Source organism: Ramlibacter sp. (assembly GCF_035706265.1).
Classification (GTDB): domain Bacteria; phylum Pseudomonadota; class Gammaproteobacteria; order Burkholderiales; family Burkholderiaceae_C; genus Ramlibacter.
In genome coordinates this window covers 1-7,167 of record NZ_DASSVG010000108.1, presented here as the reverse complement: position 1 = coordinate 7,167, position 7,167 = coordinate 1, and the positions used below count along the sequence as shown (strand labels likewise).

The 7,167-nt window shown below is 72.3% G+C and carries 10 protein-coding genes; 2 read left to right on the top strand and 8 right to left on the bottom strand.

Annotated elements, in window-relative coordinates; translation table 11 throughout:
• From gspL to gspG, 6 genes are all read right to left on the bottom strand, one after another.
• The coding region (gene gspL, locus VFM98_RS04215; RefSeq protein WP_325108650.1) for a type II secretion system protein GspL at positions 1 to 885 on the bottom strand (885 nt) is incomplete at its 3' end.
• A gap of 33 nt (positions 886 to 918) precedes the next feature.
• Positions 919 to 1,896: a type II secretion system minor pseudopilin GspK gene (gene gspK / locus VFM98_RS04210; protein ID WP_325108649.1), complete on the bottom strand. Its 978-nt coding sequence runs from the start codon at positions 1,894 to 1,896 to the stop codon at positions 919 to 921.
• The gene (locus VFM98_RS04205; protein WP_325108648.1) at positions 1,893 to 2,552 is read right to left on the bottom strand and encodes a PulJ/GspJ family protein; all 660 of its coding nucleotides are present in this window, start codon (positions 2,550 to 2,552) and stop codon (positions 1,893 to 1,895) included. The genes gspK and VFM98_RS04205 overlap by 4 nt, the downstream gene beginning before the upstream one ends.
• 81 nt (positions 2,553 to 2,633) lie before the next feature.
• Positions 2,634 to 2,990: a type II secretion system minor pseudopilin GspI gene (gene gspI / locus VFM98_RS04200; RefSeq protein WP_325108647.1), complete on the bottom strand. Its 357-nt coding sequence runs from the start codon at positions 2,988 to 2,990 to the stop codon at positions 2,634 to 2,636.
• Positions 2,987 to 3,457 (bottom strand): prepilin-type N-terminal cleavage/methylation domain-containing protein, encoded by a 471-nt coding sequence (locus VFM98_RS04195; protein WP_325108646.1) that lies wholly within the window; start codon positions 3,455 to 3,457, stop codon positions 2,987 to 2,989. Before VFM98_RS04195 ends, gspI begins: the two co-directional genes overlap by 4 nt.
• Complete coding sequence (gspG, locus tag VFM98_RS04190; RefSeq protein WP_325108645.1) at positions 3,432 to 3,875, bottom strand: type II secretion system major pseudopilin GspG; 444 nt, start codon at positions 3,873 to 3,875, stop codon at positions 3,432 to 3,434. The genes VFM98_RS04195 and gspG overlap by 26 nt, the downstream gene beginning before the upstream one ends.
• 23 nt (positions 3,876 to 3,898) lie before the next feature.
• On the opposite strand from gspG, the gene VFM98_RS04185 reads away from it, so the two are divergent.
• Positions 3,899 to 4,504, top strand: a complete 606-nt coding sequence (locus VFM98_RS04185; RefSeq protein WP_325108644.1) for a type II secretion system protein N — start codon at positions 3,899 to 3,901, stop codon at positions 4,502 to 4,504.
• Here the strand turns inward: VFM98_RS04185 and VFM98_RS04180 are convergent.
• Both VFM98_RS04180 and ilvA read right to left on the bottom strand, forming a co-directional pair.
• A complete protein-coding gene (locus VFM98_RS04180; protein WP_325108643.1) occupies positions 4,477 to 5,103 on the bottom strand; it encodes a hypothetical protein in 627 nt (208 codons plus the stop codon). The two genes, VFM98_RS04185 and VFM98_RS04180, sit on opposite strands and share 28 nt — an antisense overlap.
• Positions 5,104 to 5,111: 8 nt before the next feature.
• Entirely contained in the window at positions 5,112 to 6,665 is a 1,554-nt protein-coding gene (gene ilvA, locus VFM98_RS04175; protein ID WP_325108642.1) for a threonine ammonia-lyase, biosynthetic, read from the bottom strand.
• A gap of 307 nt (positions 6,666 to 6,972) precedes the next feature.
• On the opposite strand from ilvA, the gene VFM98_RS04170 reads away from it, so the two are divergent.
• A partial coding sequence (locus tag VFM98_RS04170; protein WP_414708978.1) for an OsmC family protein occupies positions 6,973 to 7,167 on the top strand: 195 nt, incomplete at its 3' end.

The following is a 7,167-nucleotide window of genomic DNA, read 5'->3' as shown; positions in this document are numbered from 1 at the left end:
GCGCACGGCCTCGCGCTTGGCGTCGAGGCTGGCGCGTTCCTTCCAGGCCCAGGCGTTGAGCCCCGCCAGGTGGACCGCCACCAGGGCGACGGCGGCCCAGCGCGCCGGCCGCCACGCCGGCGCGTTCAGCACCTCGCCCCAGCGGCCGGCGATCTTCTTGAGCGTGCGGGCCTTGGCGGAGCTGGCGAATTCGAACTGGGCCAGGTCCCAGCGGGTGCGGGCCGCCGCGAGCCAGCGCTGCGGCGCCTGCTGCAGCGCGAACTTCTGCTGCAGCACCTGTTCGGCCAGCCCGGCGACGGCGGGCTCGGCAAGCCGCGGCGCGTCTTCCGGCAGCGCGGGCAGCAGCGGCAGGGCGGCCGGCGTCAGCGGCAGGTGGATCACACCCTCCTGGCTGCTGGTCACCACCAGGGGTTGGTCCGGGTCGCCGATGGCCGCCAGCGCCGGCGTGCCCTCGGGCGCGAACTCCGGCACGATGCGCGAGACGGGGCGGCCGGCGGCTTCCAGCACCTGCAGCGCGGTGCGCAGCCAGGCGCGGTCGCACACGCCCACCCAGGCCGGCTCGCCGGCACGCGCGCCGGGCTGCAGCGCGAAGTGCACGGCCTCGGCCTCGTCCAGCAGGCGCTCCTCCAGCAGGCCCTCCAGCGCGGTGCGCATGCGCGGCGTGCCGGGGACGAGGCCCTTGGGCAGGTCCACGCGGTGCCAGGCCAGCGCCTGCACCGGCACCAGCGCCACCACCTCGGCACCGGCGCCGCGCGGCTGCGGCAGCAGGGCCGCCGGCGTGCGGCCGTGCTCCGCCAGCGTGCTGCCGTCCGGCGTCACCGCGAACGCCCACTCGGTGGCGCCCGAGGCGGCTTCCAGCGGCAGGGAAACGAGGAGGGTGCTCATGGGCTGGCGGCGATTGTAGGTGGCGCTTGCCGCCTAGCGCTTGATCTCCGTCGTGGCAAAGGCTTCGATCGGGCCGCGTTCGCGCTGCAGGGTGTGGACCGACTGGCCCTGCTTCCAGACCATCGAGCGCTCCTCGATCACGATGTCGTCGATGCGCAGCCGCCCGCGCACCTCGAAATAGGCGGAGCCGACCCCCAGCAGGCTCATGTCCGGCCCGGTGGCGGGCGGCGTCACCGGCGGCAGCAGGGCGAGCGCGTCCTCGACGCGGCTGAAGTGCTTGCGTTCGCGCTCCGCCACCAGGCGCTGCGCGTCGGCCAGGCTGATGGTGCCCATCGCCGCGTAGATCACTTCGGCCGGCGCCGTGTTCAGGTTCACCGGGGTGTTCGACACCGGCAGGATGGTCACGAAGGGCTGCAGCGCCGCCACCGTCTCGGGCGCCAGGCCCAGCCAGGCCAGCTGCTCGACGCGCTGCGGCGCCAGCGGCGCGCGGGCCGCATTGCGGTTGTCGATGTTGATGTCGGAGGCGAAGCGCAGGTTCTCCTCCATCCGCGTGAACTGCTCCTGCGGCAGGCCCAGGAGGTCGAACAGGCGCCGGAATACCGGCTCCCATTTCGCTTGCGGGACCCCGCGCTGCACCAGGTTGCCGGCGTTCAGGCGGCCCTGCAGGTCGAGGATCTCGCCGGAGAGGAACACCTGGTCGGCGTCGGAATCCTCGCCCATCGCGTTGTTGCTCTGGTCGGCGGCGAGGAAAGTGGACAGCCGTGCCTCCTGCAGCGGCACGGCCCAGGGCTCGGCCAGGTAGTCGGCGCGGTTGCGGTCCTCGCGCAGGATCAGGCGCGCCCAGTCGAGCGCGCCGGTGAGGATCCACGTCGACTGCACGCGCTGGCGGTCCGCGGCTTCGACCTCCACGCTGCGCCACTGCTGCCACAGCGCCGCGGCGGCGAAGGTGGCCACCAGGGTCACCGTGAGCATCGCGGCCAGCAGGGCCGCTCCGTGCTGGCGCTTCGTCACGAGGGGCTCACCGTGGGGCGCACCCAGTCGCGCTGCAGCCGGCCGCCGATGGCGCCGCCCGCGGGCAGTTGCAGGATCAGCCGCACGCCATCGGGCAGGCTGGAGCCGGCCGGCGTCGCGCCGGGCGTGCCGGGCAGCGCCGCGGTCTGGCCGACGCTGGACTGCGGATTGGTCCAGGCGTTGCCGCGGAAGAAGAAGATCTGCCAGTCCTCCAATGGCGCGATCGCCACCTCCTGTTGCCGCATCGCCTCGTTCGGGTTCTGCGACCACAGGTCGGCCTGCTCCCAGGCGGTCTCGAGATCGCCGCGGGTGAACAAGGGCGGCGATTGCCAGCGCAACCAGCGACCCTCGCGCCGGGCCCAGCCCACCACGCGGATGCCGTCGGCCGGCGCCAGGCTGCTGCGGCGGGTGAGGCGCAGCACGCGGCCGTTCCACTGCAGCGCGGGAGACGGCGCGAATTCCTCGATCGCTTCCAGGTCCGCCGCCCACTGCGCCAGGCCGGTCTGCAGCGTCAGGACTTCGTCGGCGCGCTTCTCCGTGATCTCGCGGGCGCGCACCATGCCGTCGAGGCCGCGCCAGCTCAGGCTGGCGAGGATGGCCAGCGCGAACAGCGCCACCAGCAGTTCGACCAGGGTGAAACCGTGCGCGCGTTTCATGATCCGCCGCCGGGCCGCCCCAAGGCGGATCAGCCCCCTCGGGGGGCAGCGACGACACGGAGTGCGGAGCGTGGGGGCCATTCAGTAGCGCCCCTGCACGGTGGAAAGGCGCAGGATGGGTGAACTGCCCTCGGTCACCTGCGCATCGACGCGCCGGAAGCTCGGGTTGGGCGTCGGCGAGACCTTCACCCGCACCTGGAACACCTGGCCGCCCTGCTCGCAATCGAGCTGGCTGTCCCCCACCGGCGGCAGCTGGCGCGCGAGGCGCAGGCGCGTGAGCTCGTTCTCGGCGCACAGGTGCGCGAGCAGCAGGTCGGACTGGCGCTGCGCGTTGTTGGTGAGCGCGGCGCTCGCTTGCAGGCCGGCGACCAGCGCGATGGCGACGATGCCCAGCGCCACCAGCACTTCGACCAATGTGAAGCCGCGCGCGTGCTTCATGGCGTCACGGGGCCGACGGTGAAGGGCCGCAGGCCGTCGGTGGCGATGCGCAGCGTGCGCTCGGGATGGCCGGCGCTGGTGAGCACCACGGCCTGCGGGCCGATCACCGGCTCGGGCCCGAGCACCAGCACGCGGCGGCCGCTCACCTGCGTGTCCTCGGCCAGCCAGTGGTTCGGCAGCGTCTCCGGCGGCAGGCCCTCGAAGCGGAAGCCGTCGTCGGCGGCGATCCAGCGCACCGGCTCGCCGCTCAGGCGCGAGCGGGCGCGGGCCGATTCGAGCAGGGCGGCGAGGCGCTGGGCGTCGCGCTCCAGTGCGTTGCCGCCGGCATCGCGCAGCGCGAAGGCGACGCCGGCGGAACCGAGCGCGATGATGGCGATGACGACCAGCAGCTCCAGCAGCGTGAAGCCGGTCGCCCGCCGGCGCGGTATCGCAGGAGGCTGGCTATTGCCAGGAGCCGACGTCCGCATTCTTGCCCTCGCCGCCGGGCTGGCCATCGGCGCCGAAGGACATCACGTCGATCTCGCCCTTGACGCCGGGATTGAGGTACTGGTACGGCTTGCCCCAGGGGTCGTTGGGCAGCTTTTCCAGGTAGGGCTTCCAGTTGGGAGGAAGGGGCCCGCTGGTGGGCCGGGCGATCAGCGCCTGCAGGCCCTGCTCGCCGGTGGGGTAGCGCTGGTTGTCCAGCTTGTACAGCTTCAGCGCCTGCATCAGGTTGTTGACGTCGGTGCGCGCGGCGGTCACGCGCGCGTCGTCGGCGCGATCCAGCACGTTGGGCACGATCAGGGCGGCCAGCACGCCGATGATGACCAGCACCACCATCAGCTCGATCAGGGTGAAGCCGCGGGCCAGCCGGGCGCGTCTTGGCAGGGCGGAGGAGGAAGACATTTGCATCAATGATAATCGGGACCATGCTGACGCCGGCTCCTGCTCCCTGGATCGTGCGCGGTGCGACCTTCGCGCTGTGGGCGCTCGCCGCGGGCAGCGCGGCCTACTGGGGGCTGAAGCTCTCCTCCACCACCGCGCCGGTCGCCGCACCCGTGGCCGCCCCGCGCCAGGTGGGGCCGGTCGATCCGGTGGCCCTGGCGCGGATGCTGGGCAGCTCGCCCGCGGCCGCCGTCATCACTCCCGCCGCGCCGCAGGTGGCGCTGGCCAGCCGCTTCCAGCTGCTCGGGGTGGCGGCGGGGGAACGCTCCGGCGGCGGCGCCGCGGTGATCGCGGTGGACGGCAAGCCGGCCCGCTCCTACCGGGTGGGCAGCCCGATCGACGAAGGCCTGGTGCTGCAGTCCGTGCACGGGCGCCAGGCCGTGATCGCCTCGCGCGAGGGCCAGCCGCTGCTGACGCTGGAACTGCCGCAGCTGCGCCTCGACACATCCAACCGGCCCGCGGCGCCCGGCACCGCCGCGCCGGAGACGCCCGCCCCGTCGCCGCGCCCCCGCTTCGCTGCGCCCGCCGCCGCGCCGGAGCCGCCGCAGCCGGTGGAAACGCCTCAGGCGCCCACCGAGGCGCCCAGGTAGAAGGCCAGCTCGCAGGCCTGCTGCAGGGCGCCGGCGCGCAGTTCGTCGAAGCCGCCGGGGCGACTGCGGAGGAAGCGCAGCAACGCGATCCACGCCAGCGCCGCGCCGGCGAGCGCCAGCAGCACGAACGCCACGCCCTCCGCCAGCAGCATCACCGCGAGCGGCAGCACGCACCAGAGTGCGGCGGCGCGCAGGCCGGCGGCATCCTCGCTGCCCTCGTGCGCCGACCAGTGCGCCGCCAGCAGGGGCGCGAAGCGCGCGACGACCGGCCCGGCCAGCAACGCCGCCAGCACGCCTGCCTCGGAGGCGGCGCCGATCGCGGCGACGGTGGCGATGCGGCCGGCCAGCAGCAGCACCAGGGTCATGGTGCCGTGCCCGGATGCGGGCTGGCCGAGGACCGCGGCCAGCCGGAACACCGCGCTCTCCTGCGCCGCGCCGGTGAGCAGCAGGGCCGCGCCCAGCGTGGCCACCGCCGCCACGGCCGGCGCGGCCGGATTGCCCCGCAGCAGCAGGCCGACGATCGCGAACACCAGGGCGGACAGCAGCCCCACCACCATCGGGTGGGCCAACAGGTTGCGGCGCTCGAGCAGCTCTTGCACCCGGTCCTTCATGCGGCGGTGTTGCGCAGGAACAGCTGGTACGCCGGGTTCGCCGTTTCGTCCACGTACGGGTAGCCGAGCGTCTCGAGGAAGGCCTGGAAGTCCTTCTCGTCGGCCTGGGGCACCTGCAGGCCCACCAGCGTGCGGCCGTAGTCGGCGCCCTGGTTGCGGTAGTGGAACAAGGAGATGTTCCATGTCGGCCGCATGTGGGAGAGGAATTTCAGCAGCGCGCCGGGCCGCTCCGGGAACACGAAACGCAGCAGGCGCTCGTCCTGCGACAGTGGCGACGGCCCGCCCACCATGTGGCGGATGTGCTCCTTGGCCAGTTCGTCGTGGGTGAGGTCCAGGGCCTGGAAGCCGTGGCGCGTGAAGTTGGCGGCGATGCGCGCCGACTCGCCCTTGTTGTGCGTGGTGAGGCCCACGAACACGTGCGCCTGCTGCGCGTTGCTGATGCGGTAGTTGAACTCGGTCACGTTGCGCGGGCCGCCGGGCAGCGTGCCGATCAGCTCGATCAGGCGCCGGAACGCGCCGCGCTCCTCGGGGATCGTGATCGCGAACAGCGCCTCGCGCTCCTCGCCCACCTCGGCGCGCTCGGCCACGAAGCGCAGGCGGTCGAAGTTCATGTTGGCGCCGCACAGGATCGCGGCGTAGGTCTCGCCGCGGGTCTTGCGCGTCGCCACGTACTGCTTGATCGCCGCGACGGAGAGCGCGCCGGCCGGCTCGACGATGCTGCGCGTGTCGATGAACACGTCCTTGATCGCGGCGCAGACGGCGTCGGTGTCCACCAGCATGAATTCGTCGACCAGCTCGCGCGTGAGGCGGAAGGTCTCCTCGCCCACCAGCTTGACCGCGGTGCCGTCGGAGAACAGGCCCACGTCGCCGAGCGTGACGCGCTTGTTGGCCGCCACGGATTGCGCCATCGCGTCGGAATCGCTCATCTGCACGCCGATCACCTTGACCTCGGGACGCACCGACTTGATGTAGCTGGCCACGCCGGAGATCAGCCCGCCGCCGCCGATGGCGACGAACACGGCATCGAGCGGGCCCTGGTGCTGGCGCAGGATCTCCATCGCGATGGTGCCCTGGCCCGCGATCACGTCCGGATCGTCGAAAGGATGGACAAAGGTGAGCTGCTCGCGCTCGCACAGCTCGCTGGCGTGCGCGTAGGCATCCGAGTAGCTGTCGCCGTGCAGCACCACCTCGCCGCCGAGGGCCTTGACCGCCTCCACCTTCACCTGCGGCGTGGTCACGGGCATGACGATCACGGCCCGGGCGCCCATCCGGTGCGCCGCCAGCGCGACGCCCTGGGCGTGGTTGCCGGCCGAAGCGCAGATGACGCCGCGTTCGAGCTGTTCTGGCGCCAGGTGCGCCATCTTGTTGTAGGCGCCGCGCAGCTTGAAGCTGAAGACCGGCTGCTGGTCCTCGCGTTTGAGCAGCACCTTGTTGTGCAGGCGGCGGCTGAGGTTGCGCGCGGGCTCGAGCGGCGATTCCACCGCCACGTCGTACACGCGCGCCGTGAGGATCTTCTTGAGGTAGTCCTGCGGCTGCAGGTGTTTCTTCATGGCGGGCGAAATCATAGGCGGCCCCGCCGGGCAGGGCCGGTACCAGGGGAAAAAAAGAAAAAAGCCCCCGGACCTTGCGATCCGGAGGCTAAATCCACCAATGGAGGAGGTGGAGGAGACAACCGTTGCGCCGCGCCCGGGTGTTGCCGCCCCGGCCGGCGTTGCTTAGCGGAATCGCTATGCTCTGGGCAAGAGTATAACTCCGGGTTTGTTGCGATGCACAACATGGTGCATTGCAACCCTGTCGCACAGGCAGCAGGCGTGGCCGGCGCCCAACACGACCGGCCGCAAGCAGAGGAAAACAGCGATGGAATGCACAGTGACGTGGACCGGCGCGACCGGCGCACGCTCGGGAATGGGTTTCCTGGCCGAGACGGGCAGCGGCCACACCCTGATGATGGACGGCGCCCCGGACGAGGCCCGGCCGGAGAACGGCGGCCGCAACCTGGCGCCGCGACCGATGGAGACGGTGCTGGCCGGCACCGGCGGCTGCACCGCCTAC